At 68.3% G+C, this 873-nt stretch carries 1 pseudogene; it reads right to left on the minus strand.

Going from position 1 to position 873, the window contains the following annotated elements:
* Positions 1-873, minus strand: a pseudogene (locus D5084_RS09080) (IS256 family transposase); the annotation flags it as partial.

Here is an 873-nt window from a genome sequence, read left to right on the forward strand (position 1 = left end):
AAGGACATGTAGGCCAGCACGTCGTGCTCGCTGGTGTCCATGAGGTCGGCCAGCTTTGGCCAACGCGGGCGCAACTGCTCGGCCACCTTGCGCCAGGTCTCGCCGGCATGGGCGCGGTCCGGCTGGTCGAAGGCCTGGCGGATCGCGGCGGCGACAACGGTGTGCTGGCCGCGCGAGACGTGCGCGAGGGCGTTCCTGATCCAGTGAACGCGGCACCGCTGCCAGGTGGCTTCGAAGACCCGGGCGATGGCCGCCTTGAGCCCTGTGTGCGCGTCGCTGATGACCAGCCTGACCCCCCCGAGGCCACGGGCGCGGAGAGACCGCAGGAACTCGGTCCAGAAGGTCTCGGCTTCCGAAGGGCCGATGCCCAGGCCGATGATTTCTCTCCGGCCTTCCGTGTTCGCGGCGACGGCGATTATCGCGGCGACCGGCACGATGCGACCGCCCTGGCGCACCTTCAGGTAGGTGGCGTCCAGCCAGACGTAGGGCCATTCCCCGGTCAGCGGGCGGTTCAGGAACTCGCCGACCCGTTCGTCTATGTCCTTGCAGAGCTTGGAGACCGTGCTCTTCGAGATGCCGTTCAGCCCCATCGCCTGCACCAGTTCGTCGACACGGCGGGTAGAGACGCCGCCGATCCCGTTCGCCAGCGGTCTTGAACCGGTGGCGATCCGCTGGCTCACCCTGGATCACGGCCACCAGTGCCTGCTCGGAGGTCTTGCGGGCCTCGAGGAAGCCCGGGAAGTAGCTCCCCTGCCGCAGCTTCGGCACCCGCAGGTTCAGGGTGCCCAAACGGGTATCGAGAGCGCGCTCTCGATACCCGTTGCGCCAGGTCGTGCGTTCGCCGCTGCGCTCGTGCCGTCCAGCGCCGATGAT

This window comes from Tabrizicola thermarum (assembly GCF_003574395.1).
In the GTDB taxonomy this organism is placed as follows: Bacteria; Pseudomonadota; Alphaproteobacteria; order Rhodobacterales; family Rhodobacteraceae; genus Tabrizicola; species Tabrizicola thermarum.